Annotated in this window: 17 protein-coding genes and 1 pseudogene; 9 read left to right on the top strand and 9 right to left on the bottom strand. The window is 70.0% G+C overall.

What is annotated here, in order from left to right:
- Positions 1–194: 194 nt before the first annotated feature.
- Positions 195–1,096: pseudogene (locus ACFYM0_RS13100) on the top strand (cellulose binding domain-containing protein); the annotation flags it as partial.
- Between the two features lie 104 nt (positions 1,097–1,200).
- On the opposite strand, the gene araA reads toward ACFYM0_RS13100, so the two are convergent.
- Together araA and ACFYM0_RS13090 are read right to left on the bottom strand one after the other, a co-directional pair.
- Positions 1,201–2,712 carry an L-arabinose isomerase gene (gene araA / locus ACFYM0_RS13095; protein ID WP_388500191.1) on the bottom strand — a complete coding sequence of 504 codons (1,512 nt, stop codon included), beginning with the start codon at positions 2,710–2,712 and terminating at the stop codon, positions 1,201–1,203.
- Positions 2,713–2,794: 82 nt separating this feature from the next.
- Positions 2,795–4,489: a ribulokinase gene (locus ACFYM0_RS13090; RefSeq protein WP_388500188.1), complete on the bottom strand. Its 1,695-nt coding sequence runs from the start codon at positions 4,487–4,489 to the stop codon at positions 2,795–2,797.
- A 534-nt stretch (positions 4,490–5,023) separates the two neighbouring features.
- Here ACFYM0_RS13090 and ACFYM0_RS13085 point away from each other — a divergent pair.
- The 5 genes from ACFYM0_RS13085 to ACFYM0_RS13065 all read left to right on the top strand — a co-directional run bounded on the left by ACFYM0_RS13085 (position 5,024) and on the right by ACFYM0_RS13065 (position 11,021).
- Positions 5,024–6,022 (top strand): ABC transporter substrate-binding protein, encoded by a 999-nt coding sequence (locus ACFYM0_RS13085; RefSeq protein WP_388500185.1) that lies wholly within the window; start codon positions 5,024–5,026, stop codon positions 6,020–6,022.
- Positions 6,023–6,116: 94 nt separating this feature from the next.
- Positions 6,117–7,676, top strand: coding sequence for a sugar ABC transporter ATP-binding protein (locus tag ACFYM0_RS13080; protein WP_388500182.1), 1,560 nt, complete (start codon positions 6,117–6,119; stop codon positions 7,674–7,676).
- Positions 7,673–8,773 (top strand): ABC transporter permease, encoded by a 1,101-nt coding sequence (locus ACFYM0_RS13075; protein ID WP_388500179.1) that lies wholly within the window; start codon positions 7,673–7,675, stop codon positions 8,771–8,773. The genes ACFYM0_RS13080 and ACFYM0_RS13075 overlap by 4 nt, the downstream gene beginning before the upstream one ends.
- Positions 8,770–9,792, top strand: a complete 1,023-nt coding sequence (yjfF, locus tag ACFYM0_RS13070; RefSeq protein WP_388500176.1) for a galactofuranose ABC transporter, permease protein YjfF — start codon at positions 8,770–8,772, stop codon at positions 9,790–9,792. Before ACFYM0_RS13075 ends, yjfF begins: the two co-directional genes overlap by 4 nt.
- Positions 9,793–9,896: 104 nt before the next feature.
- A complete protein-coding gene (locus ACFYM0_RS13065) occupies positions 9,897–11,021 on the top strand; it encodes an aldose epimerase family protein (RefSeq protein WP_388500174.1) in 1,125 nt (374 codons plus the stop codon).
- A 144-nt stretch (positions 11,022–11,165) separates the two neighbouring features.
- Here the strand turns inward: ACFYM0_RS13065 and ACFYM0_RS13060 are convergent, their stop codons facing one another.
- The gene (locus ACFYM0_RS13060; RefSeq protein WP_374777184.1) at positions 11,166–12,242 is read right to left on the bottom strand and encodes a LacI family DNA-binding transcriptional regulator; all 1,077 of its coding nucleotides are present in this window, start codon (positions 12,240–12,242) and stop codon (positions 11,166–11,168) included.
- 319 nt (positions 12,243–12,561) lie between these two features.
- Here ACFYM0_RS13060 and araD point away from each other — a divergent pair, with 319 nt between their 5' ends.
- Complete coding sequence (gene araD, locus ACFYM0_RS13055; RefSeq protein WP_388500170.1) at positions 12,562–13,299, top strand: L-ribulose-5-phosphate 4-epimerase AraD; 738 nt, start codon at positions 12,562–12,564, stop codon at positions 13,297–13,299.
- A gap of 143 nt (positions 13,300–13,442) precedes the next feature.
- Complete coding sequence (locus tag ACFYM0_RS13050; RefSeq protein ID WP_388500168.1) at positions 13,443–15,914, top strand: glycoside hydrolase family 9 protein; 2,472 nt, start codon at positions 13,443–13,445, stop codon at positions 15,912–15,914.
- A gap of 95 nt (positions 15,915–16,009) precedes the next feature.
- On the opposite strand, the gene ACFYM0_RS13045 is transcribed toward ACFYM0_RS13050, so the two are convergent.
- Positions 16,010–16,990, bottom strand: a complete 981-nt coding sequence (locus ACFYM0_RS13045) for an NADPH:quinone reductase (RefSeq protein ID WP_388500165.1) — start codon at positions 16,988–16,990, stop codon at positions 16,010–16,012.
- Positions 16,991–16,992: 2 nt separating this feature from the next.
- Positions 16,993–17,568 (bottom strand): PadR family transcriptional regulator, encoded by a 576-nt coding sequence (locus tag ACFYM0_RS13040; RefSeq protein WP_388500162.1) that lies wholly within the window; start codon positions 17,566–17,568, stop codon positions 16,993–16,995.
- Between the two features lie 133 nt (positions 17,569–17,701).
- On the opposite strand from ACFYM0_RS13040, the gene ACFYM0_RS13035 reads away from it, so the two are divergent.
- Positions 17,702–18,508, top strand: a complete 807-nt coding sequence (locus ACFYM0_RS13035; protein ID WP_388500159.1) for an alpha/beta fold hydrolase — start codon at positions 17,702–17,704, stop codon at positions 18,506–18,508.
- Positions 18,509–18,605: 97 nt separating this feature from the next.
- Here the strand turns inward: ACFYM0_RS13035 and ACFYM0_RS13030 are convergent, their stop codons facing one another.
- From ACFYM0_RS13030 to ACFYM0_RS13015, 4 genes are all read right to left on the bottom strand, one after another.
- Positions 18,606–18,809, bottom strand: a complete 204-nt coding sequence (locus ACFYM0_RS13030) for a hypothetical protein (RefSeq protein ID WP_388500156.1) — start codon at positions 18,807–18,809, stop codon at positions 18,606–18,608.
- Positions 18,806–19,030, bottom strand: a complete 225-nt coding sequence (locus ACFYM0_RS13025; RefSeq protein ID WP_388500226.1) for an RICIN domain-containing protein — start codon at positions 19,028–19,030, stop codon at positions 18,806–18,808. The genes ACFYM0_RS13030 and ACFYM0_RS13025 overlap by 4 nt, the downstream gene beginning before the upstream one ends.
- 97 nt (positions 19,031–19,127) lie before the next feature.
- Positions 19,128–20,570, bottom strand: a complete 1,443-nt coding sequence (locus ACFYM0_RS13020) for an endo-1,4-beta-xylanase (RefSeq protein WP_388500154.1) — start codon at positions 20,568–20,570, stop codon at positions 19,128–19,130.
- Positions 20,571–20,979: 409 nt separating this feature from the next.
- Complete coding sequence (locus ACFYM0_RS13015; protein WP_388500151.1) at positions 20,980–22,269, bottom strand: glycoside hydrolase family 6 protein; 1,290 nt, start codon at positions 22,267–22,269, stop codon at positions 20,980–20,982.
- Positions 22,270–22,281 lie beyond the last annotated feature (12 nt).

The following is a 22,281-nucleotide window of genomic DNA, read 5'->3' as shown; positions in this document are numbered from 1 at the left end:
GCCTGAAGAACAGCCACGCGTACGACGAGGCCGGGCAGCCCATGAGGACCTGCCCGGCCTCAACACGTCCACCCGTCAGGTCTCTTCGCCTTGTGGGAGCACTCCCCCCATCACCGTCTCTCGAAGAGGATCCGCATGCGACCTTCACCGCACCATGCCCGCAGCGCGCTGGGCCTGCTGGGCGCGCTACTCGCCGTGTTCGTCTCGCCGAAGGTTCGGTTCCCACGAACGGCGCCCCGAAGTCCTACCCGTCCGTGTACAACGGCTGCCACTACACCAACTGCTCGCCCGGCACCAACCTCCCTGCCCGGCTCGGCACGTCTCCAGCGCTCCCACCAGCATCTCGTACAGCTATGTCACCGGCGGCGCGTACGACGCCGCGTACGACATCTGGCTCGACCCCACGCCCCGCACCGACGGTGTGAGCCGGACCGAGATCATGGTGTGGTTCCACAAGGTCGGCCCGGTACAGCCCGTGGGCTCCCCGGTCGGCTCCGCCACCGTGGCAGGGCGCCAGTGGGAGGTGTGGTCGGGCAACAACGGCTCCAACGACGTGCTGTCGTTCGTCGCGCCGTCGGCGATCAACAGCTGGAACTTCGACGTCATGGATTTCGTCCGGCAGGCCGTCTCCAGGGGACTGGCACAGAACAGCTGGTACCTGACGAGCATTCAGGCGGGATTCGAGCCTTGGCAGAACGGCGCCGGCCTCGCCGTGACCTCGTTCTCCTCGACGGTCAACACGGGCTCCTCCGGTGACCCGGGCGGCCCCGGAGGCTCCACGGCCTGCAAGGTGGCGTACGCGCCGAACGTCTGGCAGGGCGGTTTCACCACCGACGTCACCGTCACCAATACCGGATCCTCCCCGGTGAGCAACTGGAAGCTCGCGTTCACCCTGCCCTCAGGGCAGCAGGTCACCAACGCCTGGAACGCGAACGTTTCCCCGTCGTCGGGAGCCGTCACGGCCGGCAACGTCGGCCACAACGCGGAGATCGCCGCCGGCGGCCAGGCGTCCTTCGGATTCCAGGGAACCTTCAGTGGCAGCTTCGCCAAGCCCTCCGGTTTCAGCCTGAACGGGAGCGCCTGCACCATCGCGTGACACGCGCCCACCCCGTCCGGGGCCCGCCCGTTCCTCCATGTCCATGGGCGGGTCCCGGACACCGTGTCAGATGCGGTGCATCGCGCGCCAGGCGCGTCTGACCGTCAAAGTCCCAGTGCCAGGCGGTAGTACGCCTGGTTCCAGCGGAGATCGCGCCGGAACTGCTTCGGGGTGGTGGTCTCGTCGATGAGGGCGAGCTCCAGGCGGAGCATTTCCGCCAGGTCGTCGAGGTGGTCGGAGGTCAGGGCGGTGCTGAGGACGGTGTGGTGCGGTCCTCCGGCCGTCAGCCAGGATTCGGTGGAGGTCCGCAGGTCGGGGCGGGGCTGCCAGACCGCGCGGGCGACGGGCAGTGCGGGCAGCGGGTGAGGGGGTGCCACCACGTCGATGTCATTGGCGATCAGGCGGAAGCGGTCGCCGAGGTCGGCGAGCCCGACCACCACGGCCGGCCCGGGTGCCGCGTCGAACACCAGCCGCACCGGATCCTCCCGCCCGCCGATGCCGAGGGGGTGGATCTCGCAGCTGGGCCTGGAGGCGGCGATGGTGGGGCAGACTTCCAGCATGTGCGCGCCGAGGATGAGCTCGTTGCCGGGTGTCAGGTCGTAGGTGTAGTCCTCCATGAAGGAGGTGCCGCCCGGGAGGCCTGCGGCAGCCACCTTGAGGGCGCGCAGCAGGACGGCGGTCTTCCAGTCGCCCTCTCCTCCGAAGCCGTACCCCTGGGCCATGAGCCGCTGGACCGCGAGGCCGGGCAGCTGGCGCAGTCCGCCCAGGTCCTCGAAGTTGGTGGTGAAGGCCCCGAAGCCGCCCGTTTGGAGGAAGGTGCGCAGGCCGGCTTCGATGCGGGCCGCGTAACGCAGCGCGTCGTGCCGTTCGCCGCCCGGTCGCAGATCCGGCGCCAGGTCGTACAGGTCGGCGTACTCCTCGATGAGGGAAGCCACGTCGGTCTCGTCCGCGCTGTCGACGACCTTCACCAGGTCGTTGACGCCATGGGTGTTGACGGAGACGCCCAAGCGCAGCTGGGCCTCGACCTTGTCGCCCTCGGTGACGGCCACGTCGCGCATGTTGTCGCCGAAGCGGGCGACCTTGAGGGTGGCCAGTTCGGATCGTGCGGCGGCCGCTCGCGCCCAGATCGCGACGCGTGCGCTCGTCTCGGGATCGGTGACGTGGCCGGCCACCGTTTTGCGGGCTACGCCCAGGCGGGTCTGGATGTGCCCGAACTCGCGGTCTCCGTGGGCTGCTTGGTTGAGGTTCATGAAGTCCATGTCGATGGTGTCCCAGGGCAGGGCCACGTTCGACTGGGTGTGGAGGTGCAACAACGGCTTGCGCAGCGCGTCCAGTCCGGCGATCCACATCTTGGCCGGCGAGAAGGTGTGCATCCAGGCGATCAGCCCGATGCACCGGTCGTCGGCGTTCGCGTCGAGGCACACCCGGCGGATGGCGTCGGCGTCGGTCAGTACCGGCTTCCACACCACGCGCGCGGGAATGCCGGAGGCGTCGGCCAGCGCGGCGGCGATCTGCAGCGACTGTTCGGCGACCTGCTTCAGCGTCTCCTCCCCGTACAGGCCTTGGCTGCCGGTGAGGAACCAGATTTCCTGGGCGGGGGATGTTCGGCTGGGCACATGGACTCCTGAAGGTGACGTCCCGCAACGGTGGTGAGGCGGCGGGCGGGTGGGAATGCGGGAACGGACAACGGGGCGGGGGTCAGCCCGCGGTGCGGGTCGTGTCGCGGATGTGCCTGAGGCGGTGCAGCAGGCCACCCGTGGCGAAGTGGTCGTGCAGGAGCCGGTATTCGGCGAAGAGGGCGTCGTACGCCTCGGCCCGGGTGGCGTCGGGCAGGTAGACGGCCGGCAGCCGGCGGCCCATGGCGGCGGTGGCCGTCCGTACGTCGCCGTGCGCGCCGGCGGCTACGGCGGCGTGGATGGCCGACCCGAGGGCGGGGCCCTGGTCGGATGCGGCCAGGGAGACGGGGCGGCGCAGCACGTCGGAGTAGATCTGCATCAGCAGTTCGTTCTTGGCCAGTCCGCCGGCGACGATGAACTCGTGGACGGGTACGCCGCCTGCTTCCAGGGCCTCCACGATGACCCGGGTACCGAACGCGGTGGCTTCGAGCAGTGCGCGGTAGACGTCCTCGGGGCGGGTCGCGAGGGTCAGGCCCACGATGACTCCGGAGAGGTGGTGGTCGACGAGGACCGAACGGTTGCCGTTCAGCCAGTCGAGGGCGACCAGTCCGTGCCCGCCGACCGGCTGGCCGGCGGCCTTCCGGGTCAGCAGGGTGTGCAGGTCCTCGCCGCGCTCGGCGGACTCGGCGAGGTAGTCCGACGGGACGCCTTGGTCCAGCACCCAGGCGAAGATGTCGCCGACCGCACTCTGGCCGGCCTCGTAGCCGTAGGTTCCCTCGACGATCCCGCCGGCCACGACACCGCAGATGCCGGGGACGTCGGCGAGGACGGGGGCGTTCACGACGTGGCAGGTGGAGGTCCCCATGATGGCGAGCAGTTGTCCGTCCTCGACGGCCTGGGCCGCCGCCGCGGTGACATGGGCGTCGACGTTGCCCGCGGCCACGGCGATGCCGGGCCGCAGCCCCGTCCACGCTGCCGCCTCCGTACTGAGCGAGCCCACGCGTGAGCCCAGTGCGGAGAGGGGGAATGCGAGGCGGGTGCGTGCGAAGTCGGCGAACCGGGGGTTCAGCGCGGCCAGGTACTCCTCGCTCGGGTAGGCGCCGTCCTGGTGGATGCCCTTGTATCCGGCGGTGCAGGCGTTGCGGGACTCGGCTCCGGTGAGCTGCCACACGATCCAGTCGGCGGCCTCGATCCACCGCGCGCAGCTTTCGTAGACGAGCGGGTCTTCTTCCAGGACCTGGAGCGCCTTCGCGAACTGCCACTCGGCGGAGATCCGGCCGCCGTAGCGGGCGATCCACTTCTCCCCGCGGGCGTGCGCGAGTTCGTTGATGCGGTCGGCATGGGACTGGGCGGCGTGGTGCTTCCACAGCTTGGGCCACGCGTGGGGCCGTCCGGCGAGCTCGGTCTCGGCGAGGGGAGTCCCGTCGGCCAGCGTGGGCAGGACGGTGCAGGCGGTGAAGTCGGTGGCGATGCCGATCACCGCGGCGGGATCGATCCCGGCCGCCGCCAGGGCCTGCGGGACGGCGCGACGCAATACGTCCCGCCAATCCTGGGGGTGTTGCAGGGCCCAGTCCGGAGGCAGCGGCGCACCGCCTTGCGGCAGGTATCGGTCGATGACGCCGTGCCGGTAGGGGTGGACCGCCGCGGCCAGCTCCTGACCGTCGCGAACCCGCACGACCACGGCGCGGCCCGACAGGGTGCCGAAGTCGACACCGACCGTGTACTGCTCCGATTCCTCGGAAGGAGGAGCGGGCGCGAGGAGATGGGGTGACGTCAACAGAGTGCCTTTCGAGGGGGCCGTGGGCGGCACGCGGCGCGGCCCGGCAGCCGGAGATGCCGTCCCGACCATCCTGGCGGTCGGCGGAGGATCCGATGAGCTTGCAGTGTGAGCGCTAACAATGTCGATAGGCAAGGGGTCTGCGTGGATCATGTGGGAGGCCCTCATGGTGCGGCGGCCTTCGTATACGGGGCCGCGGCTCGATATGCCATTGATGCGAGGCGGGTTGAGGTCTCCGATTCGGGGAGGCTGGGTCGATGGTCGCGCGAACGGATGGAGCCAGCGGTGTTGTTGCACGTGACGCGGTAACGGACAGGTAACGCGCGCAAAGGGGTTGAGAACCCGGCTTGTTAGCGCTCACAATGCGACGGCGCCCCCTCAAGGGCGTCCCGCTCCTGTCGCCCCGCCCCGCCCCGGCCCCGCCCCGCCCCCGTGCCGGCCCCCGGCCCCCGCCCCGCCACGCCCATGACCACCGGCGCAGCCCGGCACCGGCCGTGCGGAGCCTCATCCGTAGCCCCCGAAAGGACACCCGTCATGGCTCGCAGAGCAGCCCTCGTCCTCACCGTCGCCCTTCTCGCCTCCTCGGCGCTGACCGCCTGCTCGACCGAGGGTCCCACCTCCGCCCCGGCCTCCGGGGCCAAGACGGGCTCCGGCGGCACGATCACCATGGGCTTCGCCCAGGTCGGCGCCGAGAGCGGTTGGCGTACCGCCAACACCAAGTCCGTCCAGGAGGCGGCGAAGAAGGCCGGGATCGAACTCAAGTTCTCCGACGCCCAGCAGAAGCAGGAGAACCAGATCAAGGCGATCCGCACCTTCATCCAGCAGAAGGTCGATGTGATCGCCTTCTCGCCGGTCGTGGAGTCCGGCTGGGACACGGTGCTCAAGGAGGCCAAGGACGCGGGCATCCCGGTCATCCTCACCGACCGGGCCGTGGACGCCAAGGACACCTCCCTCTACAAGACCTTCCTGGGCTCGGACTTCGTCAAGGAGGGCAAGTCCGCGGGCGAGTGGCTGACCGGTGCGTACGCGAACGAGCAGGGCCCGGTCAACATCGTCGAGCTCCAGGGCACCACGGGCTCGGCACCCGCCAACGACCGCAAGGCCGGCTTCGCCGATGCCATCCGCGCCGACGGCAAGTTCAAGATCGTCGCCTCGCAGACGGGCGACTTCACCCGCGCCAAGGGCAAGGAGGTCATGCAGGCGTTCCTGAAGTCCCAGAAGGACATCGACGTCCTCTACGCCCACAACGACGACATGGCCCTCGGCGCCATCCAGGCCATCGAGGAGTCCGGCAAGAAGCCCGGTACGGACATCAAGGTGATCTCGGTGGACGGAATCAAGGACGCCTTCGTCGCCATGACCGAGGGCAAGATCAACGTCGTGGTGGAGTGCAACCCGATGCTCGGCGACCAGCTGATGGAGCTGGCCAAGAAGGTCGTGGCGGGGGAGAGCGTGCCGACCCGGGTCGAGACCCAGGAAGGCGTCTTCACGCAGGACCAGGCCGCGGCCGCCCTGCCGTCCCGGAACTACTGACGCGACAGGTTCCGGTGCCGGAGGAGGCCCGGTTCCGGTGCCTCCTTCACCCTCCGGAGCCCGCTCCACCACCCCACACATGAGAGGAGGGCGGATGACGCATCCGTCCACCCCGCCGGCCACGGGCGCCGGCGGCCCGCGGCCGGTCCTGGAAGCCCACGACATCCGCAAGCGGTTCCCGGGCGTGCTCGCCCTCGACGGAGTCGCCCTGCGGCTCTTCCCCGGTGAGGTGCACGCCCTGATGGGCGAGAACGGCGCCGGGAAGTCCACCTTGATCAAGGTGCTCACCGGTGTCCACCCCGCCGACGGCGGCGCCATCCTCGTGGACGGCCGGCCCCACGCGTTCACGGACCCCCTCCAGGCGCAACAGGCCGGAATCAGCACCGTTTATCAGGAGGTGAACCTCTGCCCGAACATCTCGGTCGCCGAGAACATCCTCATCGGGCGCGAACCGCGCCGGTTCGGTCTCATCCACTGGTCCGCGATGCGGCAGCGGGCGGCAGAGCTGCTGACGGAACTCGACCTCGATCTGGACGTCACCGGTCTGCTCGATTCGCACTCCCTGGCGGTGCAGCAACTGGTCGCCATCGTCCGGGCGGTGGACGTCTCGGCGAAGGTGCTCGTGCTGGACGAACCCACCTCCAGCCTGGATCGCGAGGAGGTCGCCCAGCTCTTCGCCCTGGTGCGGCGCCTGCGGGACCGCGGTGTGGCCATCCTGTTCGTCACGCACTTCCTCGACCAGGTATTCGACCTCTGCGACCGCGTCACCATCCTGCGCAACGGCAGGCTGGAAGGCGAGTACCCGATCGGGGAACTCACGCCGGTGACCCTGGTACAGCGCATGATCGGCGGAGAACTGGCCACCCTCGACCAGCTGTCCGGCCGTGCCCACGAGGAAGCGGCCGAACGGGCGGCCGGCGAACCGTTCCTCCAGGCCCGACAGCTGACCCGTACGGGCTCGATCGAACCGTACGACCTTGACATCCATCCCGGCGAGGTCATCGGACTGGCCGGCCTCCTGGGCTCGGGCCGCACCGAGGTGGCGCGGCTCCTGTTCGGCGCGGACAGCGCGGACTCCGGAGAGGTGAGCATCGAGGGCGAGAAGGTGGTCCTGCGCACCCCCCGCCACGCCATTGCCCGGGGCATCGCGTTCTGTTCCGAGAACCGCAAGTCCGAGGGACTGGTGGGCGAGCTCACGGTCCGCGAGAACATCGTCCTCGCGTTGCAGGCCGCCCGCGGCTGGACCAGGCCGCTGGCCCGTGCGAAGCAGGAAGAACTGGCACGGCACTGGATCGACGCCCTGGACATCCGCCCCGCCGACCCCGAAGCACAGGTGCGCCACCTCAGCGGAGGCAACCAGCAGAAGGTCCTCCTCGCACGCTGGCTGCTGACCGAACCCCGGCTCCTGATCCTCGACGAACCCACCCGGGGCATCGACATCGGCGCCAAGGCGGAGATCCAGAAACTCGTGGCCCACCTGGCGGGCGAAGGCACCGCCGTGCTGTTCATCTCGGCGGAACTCGAAGAGGTCCTGCGCCTGAGCCACCGCATCGCCGTGCTCCGCGACCACCGCATGGTGGCCACCCTCGCGAACGACGACTCCGTCACGCCCGAACGCCTCCTCGCCACCATCGCCACCGGAACGGACTCATGACCACCCAGCCCGCCAAGTCCGAGGCGGCCGCCGCGATGGGGAGACGGCTGGCCGGGCACCGCCTGCTGTGGCCCGCGCTCATCCTGCTCGCCCTGCTCCTCGGCAACCTCGCGTTCCACCACGACTTCTTCTCCGTCCGCGTACGCGACGGCCATCTCTACGGCAGCCTGATCGACATCCTCCAGTTCGGTGCGCCACTCATCCTGGTGGCGCTCGGCATGACCCTGGTCATCTCCACCCGCGGGATCGACCTCTCGGTGGGTTCCACCGTCGCCATCGCCGGCGCCCTCGCCTGCGGGCACATCTCCACCGCCGCGCATCCCGGCAGCGTCGCCACCCTGCTCACGGCCGTCGCCCTCGCGCTCGGCGTCGCCCTCGTGCTGGGCCTGGCCAACGGCTTCCTGGTGTCCGGACTGGGGGTGCAGCCCATCGTGGCCACCTTGATCCTCATGGTCGCGGGCCGTGGCGTCGCCCAGCTGATCACGGACGGTCAGATCGTCACGGTGACCAGCGCCCCCTACAAAATGATCGGCGGGGGCTACTGGCTGACCTTCCCGTTCGCCGTCCTCCTGGCGGCCGCCCTCGTCGCGCTCACCGCCCTCGTCACCCGCCGCAGCGCACTCGGCATGCTGATCGAGTCCGTCGGCGGCAACCCCGCCGCGAGCCGCCTGGTCGGCATACGGGCAGGCGGTCTCCTCGCCCTGGTCTACGTCTTCAGCGCGCTGTGCGCGGCCGTCGCCGGGCTGATGATCAGCTCCAACGTCTCCAGCGCCGACGGCAACAACGCCGGCCTGTGGATCGAGCTCGACGCGATCCTCGCCGTCGTCGTCGGCGGCACCGCACTGACCGGAGGACGCTTCTCCCTCGGCGGCACCGTCCTGGGCGCCCTGATCATCCAGACCCTGTCGACCACCGTCTACACCCTCGGCGTCCCACCCGAGACCACCCTCGTCTTCAAGGCCTTCGTCGTCATCGTCGTCTGCCTCGTGCAGTCCCCGGTCTTCCGGGCCAAGGTCCTGCGCCGCCGCGGGGCGGCCACTCCCCGATCCCACACCCCGGCGGGCGCCGCCCCGCAGCAGCAGGAGGTACGCGCATGAGTACCGGCATCGCGAGCGCCACCGCGCGCCTCACCCGCCCCTTCGCGACCGTGTCCCCGCGCACCCGCACCCGTATCCCACTGATCGTCACGGCCGTCCTGCTGGCCGTCATGTTCGGCGTCGGATCGGTGCGCTACGAGGGCTTCCTCTCCGCGCAAGTCGTACTGAACCTGCTGATCGACAACGGATTCCTCCTGGTCGTCGCGGTCGGGGCGACCTTCGTCATCCTCACCGGCGGCATCGATCTGTCCGTCGGCTCCATGGTGGCCCTGTCGACCATGCTCACCGCCTGGCTGGTCGAGTCGCACGGCTGGCCCCTGGCCACCGTCGTCCCCCTGGTCCTGCTCGTCGGCGCCGCGAGCGGGACGCTCATGGGCTGGATCATCCACACCTTCGAGATCCAGCCGTTCATCGTCACCCTGGCCGGCATGTTCCTCGCCCGCGGCCTCTGCTACACGATCAGCACCGAATCCATCACGATCAGCGACCCCACCACGGCGGGAATCGCGCAGACCCGGCTGTACGGCCCGGGAGGACTGTTCGTCTCGATCCCGGTGGTCATCGCCCTGGCCGTGCTGGTGATCGCCTTCGTCGTACTGCACCACACGCGCTTCGGCCGCAACGTGTACGCGCTGGGCGGCAACGAGTCCTCCGCTCGGCTGATGGGTCTTCCGACGGGCTCCACCAAGATCGCCGCATATGCCGTCAGCGGCCTGTGCTCCGCACTCGGCGGCCTGCTGCTGACCTTTTACATGCTCTCCGGCTACGCCCTCCACGCCATGGGCATGGAACTCGACGCGATCGCCGCCACCGTGATCGGCGGCACGCTGCTGACCGGCGGTTCCGGCTTCGTCCTGGGCACCGCCCTCGGCGTGCTCGTCCTCGGCACGATCCAGACGGTCGTCAACTTCCAGGGCACGCTCAGCTCCTGGTGGACCCGGATCGTCATCGGTGCCCTGCTGCTCGTGTTCATCGTGCTGCAACGCCTGATGAGCGGCCGCCGCCCCGCCGCCGACTGACCCCGGCTCCGCAGCCCACCCGCCCGTGCCACCGCGTTCGCGTGCCGCGATCAGAGCTTGGTCCCGGCGTGCATCCGGTGGACCGACTTCCAGGGAATGCCGTCATGGAACACGCCCACGAATCTGTCGACCAGGCCGCCGAGCCCGGGCAGACGGCCGCCTGTCCGCGGACGGCCCGCCCCCTGCGTCTGGACGATGGCGGAACGGGGGAGAGGTGGCGGTTCGGCTTCCCCGGCCGGGCCCGTGCCGAGGTCCACACGCGCGGCGCCCGGCTCCGTTCGCTCATCCTGCCGGACCGCTGGGGCCACACCGCTGACGTGGTGCTCGCGCCCCGCGACCCCGCCGCCTGCGAGGGTTCCGCACGCTACTTCGGTGCGACGGTGGGCCGTTACGCCAACCGCATCGCACGCGGCGGGCTCGTAGTCGACGGCGTCACCCACCGGCTCGACACCCAGGAGACCGGGCACACATTGCACGGTGGTCCCGACGGGTTCGACCAGCGCCTGTGGCGGTGCGAACCCTTCCACTCGGCGCACCGCACCGGTGTCCGTCTGTTCCTGCACAGCCCCGACGGCGACCAGGGATTCCCCGGTGCCCTGAACGTGCGCCTCACCTACACGCTGGACCGCGACGACAACCTGACGATGTCGTACCAGGCGGTCGCCGACGCCCCGACGATCGTCAACCTCACCAACCACGCCTACTGGAACCTCGAAGGGGAGGGGCGCGGCAACGTCCTGGCCCACCACCTCCAGGTCGCGGCCCCCCTCTACACCCCCGTCGACGCCGAGTTGATCCCCGACGGCTCCCACCGCCCGGTCAGCGACACCCCGTTCGACCTCCGCCGGCACCGGCGTCTCTCCGACGCCCTGACCCATACAGATGCGCAACTGGCCCTCGCCGGTGGAGGCTTCGATCACAACTGGGTCCTCGACGACGCCCGGCGAGACAGTCCTCGTAAGGCCGCTGTGCTGTACGCCCCGGCATCCGGCCGCCGCATGGAGGTGCGCACCACGGAACCGGGCATCCAGGTCTACACCGCGCAAGGCCTGACCGGTGACATCACGGGCAAGGCAGGCAGGCCGTACCACGCCTACGCGGGGGTCGCGCTGGAGACCCAGCACTTCCCGGACTCCCCGAACCGCCCCGGCTACCCGACGGTCGTCCTGCGCCCGGGCGAGCTGTACCGGTCGACCACGATCCACAGTTTCACCACGGTCGCCGCCTGAGCGGGGCGGCGGCGGCCGTAGCCGCTGTCCGGTGCCGGGGGGCACCGGACAGCGGCTTTGGTGCCTGCGCCCGGTTTCCCGCGTAAGAAGGTGCCCCGGGGCCCGGCCTCCTGAGAGAGGGGTCAACCGCCGGGCACGTGGGGGTCATTCGCCGGGGGGAGCGATCCTGCGGGCCGTGCTGGCGCGCACGATGAGCTCGGGCGCCACCACCAGGTGGGTCGACTCGTCGGTCCTGCCCTCGATGTGGTCCAGGAGCAGCCCGATGCTGTCGCGGCCGAGCGAGGCGAAGTCCTGGCGGATCGTCGTCAGCGGGGGCGGGAAGAACTCCGCCTCGGGGATGTCGTCGAAGCCGGCGACCGCCACGTCCTCGGGCGTCCGCAGGCCCGCTTCCCGCAGGGCCCGTAGGACACCGAGGGCCATCTGGTCGTTGGCGACGAACACCGCGGTGAGTCCGGCTCCCTGCCCTCGTGATGCCAGGACCCGCCCCGCCAGCTGCTGGCCGGCCTGGTATCCCGACAGTGGACTCCAGTCGCCTCGCAGAACGGGCGGCACCTCGGCGCCGGCATCGCGCAGCGCGTCCTCCCACCCCTGTGTGCGGGCCTCGCTCTCCAGCCAGTCGGGGGGGCCCGCCACGTGCCACACCGTGGCGTGGCCCGACGCGAGAAGGTGCTCCGTGATCATGCGGGCACCGAGGTTCTGGTCCAGGGACACCCCGGGCAGGTCGAGGGTGTGGCCGCCTTCCACGGTGACCACGGGGCACGGTGCCTCCAATGCCGCCAGGGCGCGCACCGCGGCGCGTTGCGGAGTGACGGCGACGATGCCCTCCACGCCCCATCCGGCGAGGTGCTGCATGGCCTCGGCGAGAGCCGTCTGCGTGGCGGTCCGAAGCGTGACGGCGGACGTCAGGTAGCCGCGGTCCCGAGCGGCTTCCTGCACTCCCGCCACGGTGCTGGCGGGGCCGTGCAGAGTGGTGTTCACCGCGATGACGCCCAGCGTGTGGGTCCGGCGGGTGGCCAGAGCCCTGGCCGCCGAATTGCGGCGGTACCCCAGCTGCTCGATGACCTGAGTCACCGCGGCCCGGGTCTTGGCGCTGACGTTCGGGTGGTCGCTGAGCACCCGCGAAACGGTCTGATGGGACACACCGGCAACGCGCGCGACGTCCGTCATCGTGGGCGCTCGCGAGACGTCTGGGAGCTGGGTCAACTCTCTTCCTTTCCTCATCGAGCGGCCTTCCCCCAAGGTACCGAACCAGGCGCGGCCCGCACACATCTCGGACCGACCGGAGGATTGTCGACCAGGTGTAGATGTTTGCGTTCACATTATGCAGCGTTGATCGCATGCTGTGGGCAGGAATCTCCTCGTACCTCTTGAGATTGTTGCTTGTTAGCGCTCACAATCTGATCGGGACGGCCGAGGTGGGCCAGCCGCGATGTGCTGCGGCCCCGATCAGTCCAGTCCATTCATGCGCGACCGCGGGGGCCTGCCGGGCAGCGGTCCCGGAGAAACCCGCCGCGCATGCCGGAGAGATGGTGAGAGCGTAGTGAGCGAGACCTTCCTGGGGGACCTCCGTCGTGAGGTCCTCGCGGCCAACCTGCGCATCCCGGAGGCCGGTCTGGCCACCCTCACCTGGGGAAACGTCAGCGGAGTGGACCGAGACGCGGGCGTCTTCGTCATCAAGCCGTCCGGCGTCTCCTACGCCGACCTCACCGAGGAGGACCTGGTGGTGGTGGCGCTGGAGGACGGGCGGGTCGTCGGGGGACGCCTCAGGCCGTCCACCGACACCGAAACCCATCGGTGCCTCTACCGGGCCTTCCCTTCCATCGGCGGCGTCACCCACACGCACTCGACGCATGCCGTCGCCTTCGCTCAGGCGCGGCGCCCGATCCCCGTACTCGGCACGACGCACGCCGACACCTTCAACGGACCCGTTCCCGTGACCGAGGACCTCACCGCCGAGCAGTGCGCGCGGGACTACGAGTACAACACCGGACAGGTGATCGTCGCCCGGCTCGACGGTGACCCCCGAAGGGCCGACGAGGTCCCCGGAGCGCTCGTCTCACGACACGGACCCTTCACCTGGGGTGCCACCGCGAAGGCGGCGCTGGAGAACGCCGTCGTCTGCGAGGCCGTGGCGGAGATGGCGCTGCACACGCTGGCGCTGGGGTCCCGCCTCGGGGAAGCCTCCGAACCGCCGAAGCATCTGCTGGAGCGGCACTTCACCCGCAAACACGGACCGGACGCCTACTACGGCAACGCCCCTCACACCCCGAACGTCTGAAGCCGCCGTCGTGGCAGTCGGCCCGCCTCGGCGAAGGCGGGTCAACTCCCTCTTGGTACAGGCATCTTGACGGTGCAGTCCGGCGCCTGGCTTCATTGGGAGCGCTCCCACTCCGACCCCCCACCCCCGAGGAAGGCTTCACCGTGCCTCCTGTCACCTCCGTCCGCGGCGTGCCACGTCGCGCGGCCGCCGTGCTCGCCGGCCTCGCGCTGGCCGTCGGCGGCCTGTCCACGACCGCCCTGACCGTTCCGGTCGCGGCTGCCGCCACCGTGGCAGCCGCTGCGGACACGCCCGTCCGGGTCAACCAGCTCGGCTACCTGCCCGACGGCCCCAAGCGGGCCACCGTGGCCGGCTCCGCGACCGCCCCGCTCGCCTGGCAACTGCGCGACGTCTCCGGCGCGGTGGCCGCCTCGGGCGCCACCACGGTGCGCGGCGCCGACCAGGCGTCCGGCCAGTCCACGCACCTGGTGGACTTCGGCGCGTACACCGGCACCGGCACCGGCTACACCCTGGTCGTCGGCGGCCGGACCAGCCACCCCTTCGACATCTCCGCATCGCTGTACGACGGACTGCGCGCCGACAGCATGTCGTTCTTCTACCAGCAGCGCAGCGGCATCGCGATCGACGCCGCCCTGGCGGGCGGCAGTGCCTACGCCCGCCCCGCCGGGCACCTGGGCGTCGCCCCGAACAAGGGCGACACCGGCGTCCCCTGCCAGGCCGGGGTGTGCGACTACCAACTGGACGTGCGCGGAGGCTGGTACGACGCCGGCGACCAGGGCAAGTACGTGGTCAACGGAGGGATATCCGTCTGGGAGATGGTCAACTCCTTCGAAAGGGCCCGCCGTTCGGGCGGTGACGCGGCGCTCGGCGACGCGACGCTGAGGGTGCCGGAGCGTGGCAACGGGACGCCGGACGTACTGGACGAGGCCCGCTGGGAGCTGGAGTTCCTGCTGCGGATGCAGGTCCCGGCGGGGAAGCCGACGGCCGGGATGGCTTTCCACAAGATGCACGACGCCAAGTGGACGGCCCTGCCGACCCGACCCGAACTCGATGCAGAACAGCGTGAATTGCACAAGCCGTCGACCGCCGCGACGCTGAACCTGGCGGCCTCGGCAGCGCAGTGTGCCCGGGTGTACGCGCCGTACGACGCCGCGTTCTCCGCGCGCTGCCTGGACGCGGCCCGCCGCGCCTGGACGGCCGCCAAGGCAAACCCGAACGTGCTCGCCCTGGCAAGCGACAACACCGGTGGCGGTGCGTACGAGGACGCCGACGTCTCCGACGAGTTCTACTGGGCGGCGGCGGAACTCCTGGCCACCACGGGCGAGTCCCAGTACCGGGACGCCGTCACCTCTTCCCCGCACCACACCAAGCCCGTCGACGCGTTCTGGTGGGGCGGCACCGCGACGCTCGGCCGCATCACCCTTGCCACCGTCCCCCGTGTGACCCTGCCCGCCGACGACGTGTCCCGGCTGCGCGGCCTGCTGACCACGGCCGCCGATGGTCATCTGTCCACCATGGCCGGACAGGGCTACGCCGTGCCCCTCGCCGCCACCGGGTACGTGTGGGGCTCCAACAGCTCCGTCACCAACAACGCGATGGTGCTGGCCGTCGCATACGAGATCACCGGGCAACAACGCTATCGCGCAGGAGCGTTGGAGTCCCTGGACTACCTGCTCGGCCGCAACGCGCTCGACCTCTCCTACGTCACCGGCTACGGCGACCGCTCCTCCGAGAACCAGCACCACCGGTTCTGGGCGCATCAGAACGACGCCTCGCTGCCGCACCCGCCGGCCGGTTCCTTCGCGGGAGGGCCGAACGCCGGGCTGGAGGACCCGGTGGCCAAGGAGAAGCTGGCGGGCTGCGCACCGGCGGCGTGCTACGTGGACGACATCGGCTCGTATTCCACCAACGAGGTGGCCATCAACTGGAATGCCTCGCTGGCCTGGCTGGCGGCCTTCGCGGCTGAGCGGCGCAGCGCTCCGCCAGTGCCCGTGGTCCAGGTCACACCGGCGGCCGTGACGGTCCCGGAGGGCGGCTCGGCGCCGGTGGGCGTGCGGCTCGCAACCGCGCCCGCGCAGAACGTGACGGTGACGGTGGCCCGGAACTCGGGCGACGAGGATCTGTCGGCAGCCGCGACCTTGGTGTTCACCCCGGCCGACTGGGCGACGGCGCAGCAGGTTTCGGTCCTCGCCGCGCCGGACCCCGACGCGTCGTCGGGCAGCGCGACATTCACGGTCGGTGGTCCTGGCGTGCAGTCGGCGACGTTCACGGCGACGGAGGCGGACGACGACGCTTCGGCGGCCTCCTGCACGGTGGCGTACCGGATCGACAACGCCTGGGGCAACGGTTTCACGGCGACGGTGACGGTGAAGAACACCGGAGCCTCGGCGATCTCCGGGTGGACCCTCGGCTGGAGCTTCGCGGGTGACCAGCGGATCACCAACGCCTGGAACGCCACGGTGAGCCAGTCGGGCAGCACGGTCACCGCCCGGGACACGGGATGGAACGGAACACTGGCACCCGGCGGCAGCGTGAGCTTCGGCTTCCAGGCGACGTACTCGGGTACCAACGCGATGCCGGCGCGCTACACGCTCAACGGAGCACTCTGTTCCTGAACGATCACCACGCCCTGCCCGCCCGCTCCTGATATTCCTCCGGCGGGAGTACCGGGTCCACCATGGTGTCCCACCTCGATCACGCCGGAATTTCTTTACTGGGGGCTCTCGATCAGGACGCGCCCGCGACCGCCGGCGTCGATGCGGTCGTGGGCCTCGGCGATGTCGGCGAGCGGGAAGCGGTCGCCGACATCGATGGTGAGGGCGCCGACGGCGGCCGCGGCGGTGAGGTCGCGGGCGGCCTGGCGCCTGGCCTCGGCGGGGAAGTCGTCGCTGCCGAGCAGGCGCAGGGTGACGTTGTTGAACAGCAGGGTCCAGAACGGGATCTCGGTGCGGTCGTCGCGGGTGGCGTAGGCGGCGATGACCGCGCCGTTCGCTGCGACGGCGTCGTCCAGGTCGGCGTTGTCGGACAGGGCAACCTCGATGATCCGGTCCACGCCGTCGGGTGCGTGGGCGCGGATCGCGGCGGCGGGGTCGCCTGAGTCGAGGGCGACGGCGTGGGAGACGACTGCGGGGTCGATCCGGTTCAGTTCGGTGCCGCGGCGGACGGTACCGATGACCGTGGCGCCGCCCCAGCGGGCGAGCTGGGCGGCCAGTGAGCCGACCCCGCCGAGGACGCCGTTGACCAGCACCAGTTTGCCGTCGACGGGACCGTCGGCGAAGACAGTGCGGTGCGCCGTGATACCGGGAATGCCCAGGCTCGCGCCGAGATCGTCGGACAGGTGGTCGGGCAGGGGGACGGCGAGGTCGCCGGGGACGACGGTGTACTGGGCGGCGGTGCCGAAGGGGCGGTAGGACTGGGCGCCGTACACCCATACGCGCGTCCCGACGCGGCGCGCGTCGACGCCGTCGCCCACGGCGTCGATGATGCCGGCGGCGTCGCTATGCGGGATCACCCGCGGATAGGGCATGGCCGAGCCGGTCCAGCCCCGCCGCTTCTTGGTGTCGCCGGGGTTGGCGCCGGAGACGGTGACTCGGACACGGACCTCACCGGGGCCGGGGGTGGGGTCGGGCAGCTCACCGAACTGGAGCACTTCGGCGGCCGGGCCCTGCTGGTCGTACCAGGACGCAAGCATGTTCAGTCCTTCCGATCACGGGTGTGGGTCTGTGGGTGGGGTTGTTCGTCCGCTGCTCGGCTGCCGTCGCCGTCCAGGATCTCGTGGAGCCAGGCGCGTTCGGCGCGGCTGGTGGCGCGGGCGGTGAGCAGCATGCCGCGCCGGTAAGGGTCGGTGACCTGCTCGGCGCGCAGCGGGGTGTCGCCGTCGTAGAAGAAGCTGGCGGGAGCCTCCAGGAAGTCCAGGCGGCGGCGCAGCACGGCGTGCTGCTCGGCGCTGTCGGGCAGCCGCGAGAGGAACGCCAGGATCGTGAACCAGCGGGAGAAGTCGGTGATCTCGTGCTCGGCAGGTTCCCGCAGCCGCCGCAGCATGTCCTCGCGTCCCGCCGCGGTCAGGTTGAGCACGTACCGGCCGCCGCCCGCCTCTGGTGCGGGGCGCCGTTCGATCATCCGGGCCTTCGTCAGCCGGTTGATCGCAGGGTAGAGGGTGCCGTCGCTGACCGGACGGCTGTAGCCGGTCAGGTGCGTGATGCGGCGGCGCAGCTCGTGACCGGGCAGGGGGCCTGCGGCGAGGAAGCCGAGTATCGCGAGTTCAAGCATGACTCCAGGATCTCACATCGAAACGATGTGGACATCGTTTCGATGTTACGGTGGATGCGGAGGCGCCTCCTCCGTACCGCCCGCAAGGCCAGGCGGGGCGGGCTGTCCGCCCGGCCGCACAAGGAAGAAGATCATGACTGCTGCTACCCCCCGCCTGGCCCACGTCACCTCCACCGACGGCACAAAGATCGCCGTCACGGTCACCGGCGAGGGTCGCCCTCTGGTCGTCTCCCCCGGTGCCCTCAACGCCGCCCAGGACTGGCAGATCCTCGCCGACCTGCTGGCCCCGCACTTCACCACCTACGCGATCGACCGCCGCGGCCGGGGTGCCAGCGGTGACCACAGCGAGCACACCATCCAGCGGGAGGCCGACGACATCGCCGCCGCCCTCGACCTCGCCGGCCCTGACGCGATCCTGCTCGGCCACTCCTACGGCGGACTGGTCACCCTCGTTCACGCCCTGCACCAGCCCCCGGCGGCGTTCATCCTCTACGAGCCCCCCATCCCGCTGGGCGGCCCCGTCGGAGGCGATGCCATCGCTCCCTTCGAGGAGGCCGTCCAGGCAGGCGACCCCGAGCAGGCCCTCACCCTCGGGCTGCGGAACTTCCTGAAGTTCCCCGTCGAGGCCATCGAGGAGTTCCGCCAGACCCCGTTCTGGGCCATCCGTGCATCCATGACCCCGACATGGGCCCGCGAGATGCGCGCGATGGACAGTTTCGGTGACGACCTCACCCGCTTCGCCACCCTCAACATCCCGACCCTCCTCGTGATCGGAGAGCTCAGCCCCCGCTGGCTGACCGACGTCTCCCGCCGCCTGCACAAGGCCCTGCCCGACGCCCGCCTCGTCGAGATCCCCGGCGAAGCCCACGACGCCTTCCTCACGGCCCCCCACGCCCTCGCCGACGCCATCACCGCCTTCGCCGCAGACCTGCCTCACTGACCGAAGTCGAGGGTGTCTTGCGGGAAGCGCTGCCATCGGTGGACGACGACGGAGTGGAGCCAGGATGATCCTGGCTCCACTCCGTGGTGCGGGCGTGTCACTGGAACTGTGCGAAGAACCTGACGAACCTGGCGCGCTGGGACCGTCCTTGTGCGATGGTGAGGACGGAGTCGCTGACGCCGTGGATTCCGAAGTAGGCGATGGGCTGGGCGCCGCCGCTGCACCCGCCGATCTCGCCGCCGGAGATGACCGCGACAGCCCTGGAGACGTTCGCCCGGGTGCATGCGAGTGCGTAGCTCATCCCGCCGCCCCAGCGAACGGCCACTGCTGGTTGGCTCCGTCGTCGCGTGTCCACTGACTGACCCGCGCGCCGTCGGCGGTGGCCGCGCCATAGACGTCCAACGCCTTGCCGCTGTTGCGGTTGACCAGGACGTACCAGGCATTGCTGTCCACCGTCGCCGCCTCGGCGGGCGCCGGCTTCACCGCGAAGAGCATGCCGATCGCGAGCGTCGCCGCCACCACGGCGGCCAACCGGGACCACCAGCGATGCCTTCGCGGAGGGGCGGGGGAAGCCGCACCGTAGGCCTTCATCGGTTCACCCCTTCGCCGTGTCAGGTCGTCAGGTGCGGCTCCAGCGCTGGTTGCTGCCGCCCGAGCAGGAGTAGAGCTGGATCAGGGTGCCGTTGGCGGTGCCGTTGCCGGTGGCGTCCAGGCAGAGGCCGGACTGGACTCCGATGATGGATCCGTCGGAGTTGAGGCGCCACTTCTGGTTGCCGCCACCCCAGCAGCTGTAGATCTGGACCTTGGTGCCGTTGCCGGTGCCGGCGGCGTCCAGGCACTTGTCGCCGTAGACCTTGAGCTCGCCCCCGGCGGTGTACGACCATTGCTGGTTGGCGCGGTTGTTGCAGTCCCAGAGGCTGAGCTGGGTGCCGTCGGTGGTGCTGGCACCGGGCACGTCCAGGCAGCGGCCCGAACCGACGCCCTTGAGCTGTCCGGACCCGGGCGTGGGGGTCGGAGTGGGGTTGGAGGAACCGGCGTTGAGTGCGTTGAGCACAGAGGTGTAGGCGGGCTTCTTGTTGCCGTTGCCTTCGAACAGCAGCGGCGATTGCTCCGACCGCCAGGAGTCGGTGTCGCGCACGCCCCAGACGGTGATGCCCAGGCAGCGCGGGACGGCCAGGCAGTCGTTGGTCACGCTGGCGTAGGTCGTGCCCGAGGCGCCCTGGATGTCAAGTTCTGTGACGACCACGTCGACGCCGAGGGCTGCAAAACTCTGCAGGGTGGTGCGGAAGTTGCTGTTGTAGGGGCTGTCATTGTTGAAGTGCGACTGGAAGCCTACGCAGTCGATCGGCACGCCGCGCTGCTTGAAGTCGCGGACCATGGCGTACATGGCCTGGGTCTTGGCCCAGGTCCAGTTCTCGACGTTGTAGTCGTTGTAGCAGAGCTTGGCGGCCGGGTCGGCGGCGCGCGCGGTGCGGAAGGCGACCTCGATCCAGTCGTTGCCGGTGCGCTGCAGGTTGGAGTTGCGCCGGGCTCCCGAAGTGCCGTCCTCGAAGGCCTCGTTCACGACGTCCCACTGGCCGATCTTGCCCTTGTAATGGGCCATCACGCCGTTGATGTGGCTGGTCATCGCCTGGCGCAGCGTGCTGCCGCTGAGGTTCTGCATCCAGCCGGGCTGCTGGGAGTGCCAGGCCAGGGTGTGGCCGCGTACCTGCTTGCCGTTCTGCACCGCCCAGTTGTAGACGCGGTCACCGGCGGCGAAGTTGAACTGGCCCTGCTGGGGTTCGGTGGCGTCGATCTTCATCTCGTTCTCGGGCGTCACCGAATTGAATTCGCGGCCGGCGATCGTCGTGTACGCCGAGTCGCCCAGCCTGCCCGAGGCGATGGCGGTTCCGAAGTACCGGCCGCTCTGCGCCGCCGCGCCGCCGAGCGTGCTCTCGGCGGCCTGTGAGGCAGGCGGAGCCACCAGCATGGCGGCCGAAGCGAGGGCGCCGGCGACGAGCGCCGTACGAAGAACGCCGATCCTCCGGCGGACGGCGGATGGGGGAATGGCATTTGAGCCCATGAAAGAGCCTCCAGGACAGAAATCGCGGAAGGGATTGGAGTGCGGCAGGGTGAATCCGCGTGAACGGCCCCGCGTCCATTGAGGAAGGGCGCTCACAGGCGGGGGCGCAAAGATCCAAGGCCGGAACCCGGCACCCGGACGAAGACGGGGGGTATCGCCTTGGGCTTCAGTCTGGAAACGCGACGGAAACATGTCAAGAGTTTCGAAAGGCTTTCGAGAATTCGGCCTCCCTGAATAGCCCAATAGCCGCTTTTCATGGAGCGATCCTCATCGAAAATATTTCGATGAGGATCGCTCGACTGGGCTGCTGCTGAAGCTCAGGCGAAATCAGAACGGCGGCCCCTGAGGCGCGATCCCGCCATGCGAGTTTCCGCCATGAACGGGCATTTCCTTCAGTTCGCGCCTCTGGTCAGCGCGGGGCCGTGTTGAACTCCAGTGCGGGGGCGGCGTTCCGAACGAGGGACTTGGCCTGCTCCGGCCACCACACACCGGCCGCGGGATCGACGACGCCGTACTCCGGGTCGATGGTGCCGCCCGGGATGCTGCGGTTGCACTCGCCGTCGGACTGGCCGACGGTCTTGATCCACAGGTAGGCGTCCACGAGCGGGACGCCGGTGTTCGCGGTCGGCCGGGCACCGATACCGCGACCGGGAGCGTTGCACCAGGTTTGCGGGTCGCCGCTGTACTTGCCCGCGGGCGGGGTCCAGGAGCCCCGGCCGTCGCGGCCGGTGTCCACGACGAGGTGGGTGAGCTCCTGCGCGGGCGGGGCGCCGACGTTCTGCTGGAACCACAGGTCGGTCCAGTGCCAGGTGGACGGGTCGTCCACGTTCACGGCGTTCCCCGGCTGCCCGTCGTTCGGCGCCGTGGGGGAGTAGTACTGGCTCGCGCACCAGTCGGCGTGCCCCCTGGCCCAGTCCGGGCCCTTGGTGGCGAACCACAGGCACTGGGAGACCCAGGTGCCGTAGTGGGTGGACAGGTCGGTGGCCAGGTAGTTGGAGACGTTCAGCGAGAAGCCCTGGGTACGGGTGACACCTGCCTGGAGGAGGCGTTGGGCGGCGTCGCCGACGCTGCGCCAGTGGCTGTTGCCGGCGTCCAGGTAGACGACGCTGTTCGGCTGCCGTTCCAGGGCGTCGATCGCGTGGTTGAGGTCGGCAAAGCGTCCTGTGGTGATCGCGCCGGTGGGGTCGCTGTCGGGACCGCAGTCGGAGGGGAGGTTGGCCAGCCCGTCCGGTTCGAGGATGACGACGGCCTTGCTCCGGCCGAGCCCCCGGGCGAAGGCGCTGATCCAGGCCTGGTAGTCGGCGTCCGACTGTGCACCGCCGGAGGAGTACTGGGAACAGTCGCGCAGCGGGATGTTGTAGGCCACCAGGACGGGAACCGTCCGGGTTCGCTCGGCTCGGCGCACCAGGTCGCGTACACGGGATTCGGCCTGTTCCGGGGTGCCGTCGGTGAACCAGGCGGCTTCCGGCCAACTAGCCAACTTCGCCATGGACCTGGCGCCCTCGAAGTCCCGGTGGAGGAGGTCGGTGACGGTCTGGTGGGCCGCGTCGCTGTCGGGATCGACGTAGAAGCGGGCGTTCGTGGGAAGCGTGTGGGATGCCGGTGCGGAGCTCGCGTCGGCAGAGGCGGGGGCGACGGCGCCGAAGAGCAGCGTGAGCGCGCTCGCTGCCAGGGCTAATCGGTGCAGGGGGATACGCACGGGGTTCCTTCG

The organism is Streptomyces sp. NPDC006487, assembly GCF_042870555.1.
Taxonomy (GTDB): Bacteria; Actinomycetota; Actinomycetes; order Streptomycetales; family Streptomycetaceae; genus Streptomyces.
Note: the sequence above shows the minus strand (reverse complement) of the source record. Positions and strands in the feature narration are given on the sequence as shown.

Bases quoted from the DNA above. Each gene is read 5' to 3' on its own strand.
- ACFYM0_RS13045 (WP_388500165.1), bottom strand. From the start codon at position 16,990: ATGCTTGCGTCCTGGTACGACCAGCAGGGCCCGGCCGCCGAAGTGCTC.
- yjfF (WP_388500176.1), top strand. From the start codon at position 8,770: ATGAGTACCGGCATCGCGAGCGCCACCGCGCGCCTCACCCGCCCCTTC.
- ACFYM0_RS13085 (WP_388500185.1), top strand. From the start codon at position 5,024: ATGGCTCGCAGAGCAGCCCTCGTCCTCACCGTCGCCCTTCTCGCCTCC.
- ACFYM0_RS13080 (WP_388500182.1), top strand. From the start codon at position 6,117: ATGACGCATCCGTCCACCCCGCCGGCCACGGGCGCCGGCGGCCCGCGG.
- ACFYM0_RS13020 (WP_388500154.1), bottom strand. From the start codon at position 20,570: ATGGGCTCAAATGCCATTCCCCCATCCGCCGTCCGCCGGAGGATCGGC.
- ACFYM0_RS13075 (WP_388500179.1), top strand. From the start codon at position 7,673: ATGACCACCCAGCCCGCCAAGTCCGAGGCGGCCGCCGCGATGGGGAGA.
- ACFYM0_RS13065 (WP_388500174.1), top strand. From the start codon at position 9,897: ATGGAACACGCCCACGAATCTGTCGACCAGGCCGCCGAGCCCGGGCAG.
- ACFYM0_RS13060 (WP_374777184.1), bottom strand. From the start codon at position 12,242: ATGAGGAAAGGAAGAGAGTTGACCCAGCTCCCAGACGTCTCGCGAGCG.
- ACFYM0_RS13035 (WP_388500159.1), top strand. From the start codon at position 17,702: ATGACTGCTGCTACCCCCCGCCTGGCCCACGTCACCTCCACCGACGGC.
- ACFYM0_RS13040 (WP_388500162.1), bottom strand. From the start codon at position 17,568: ATGCTTGAACTCGCGATACTCGGCTTCCTCGCCGCAGGCCCCCTGCCC.
- ACFYM0_RS13030 (WP_388500156.1), bottom strand. From the start codon at position 18,809: ATGAGCTACGCACTCGCATGCACCCGGGCGAACGTCTCCAGGGCTGTC.